The organism is Brachyspira sp. SAP_772, assembly GCF_009755885.1.
Taxonomy (GTDB): Bacteria; Spirochaetota; Brachyspiria; order Brachyspirales; family Brachyspiraceae; genus Brachyspira.
Map to the genome: position 1 here is coordinate 1 of NZ_VYIX01000272.1, position 611 is coordinate 611.

At 27.7% G+C, this 611-nt stretch carries 1 pseudogene; it reads left to right on the forward strand.

The features are described 5' to 3' along the window. Positions 1-458: pseudogene (locus GQX97_RS13975) on the forward strand (IS1595 family transposase); the annotation flags it as partial. Between the last annotated feature and the right edge of the window lie 153 nt (positions 459-611).

Sequence of the window (611 nt, forward strand, 5' to 3'; positions counted from 1 at the left end):
TGATGAGAGTTATTTTGGAGGTAAAAGAAAAGGAAAAAGAGGCAGAGGAGCTTGCATATAAAATACCAGTGTTTGGTTTATTAAAAAGAGGTGGAAAAGTATATGTAAAAATGATAAATAATACTAAAATAAGCACTTTAATGCCTATTATTAGGCAAAAAGTACAGCCGGATAGTATAGTTTATTCAGATTATTATCATAGTTATGATGTATTAGATGTATCTGAATTTAAGCACTTTAGAATTAATCATACTGAAAAGTTTGCTGAAGAAAAGAACCATATTAATGGTATAGAGAATTTTTGGAATCAAGCAAAGAGACATCTTCGTAAATTTAATGGAATACCAAAAGAACATTTTCACTTATTTATKAAAGAGTGTCAATTTAGATTTAATAATCCAAAAGTTGAAAAACAGTTGGAAATTATATATAATTTAGCAAGAAAGGAGCTTTTTTAGTTATCTAGGACAGCCCCGGAATTTTTACTCCAGCTCCTAATCCAAGAGAAAAATTATTAATATTAAATTTAGGAAGTACTCCTAATTGTAAACTAGTAACCCTGTTATTAATAGCATTTCTTTATTACATTGTATTAGCAACTTTATAAGCAT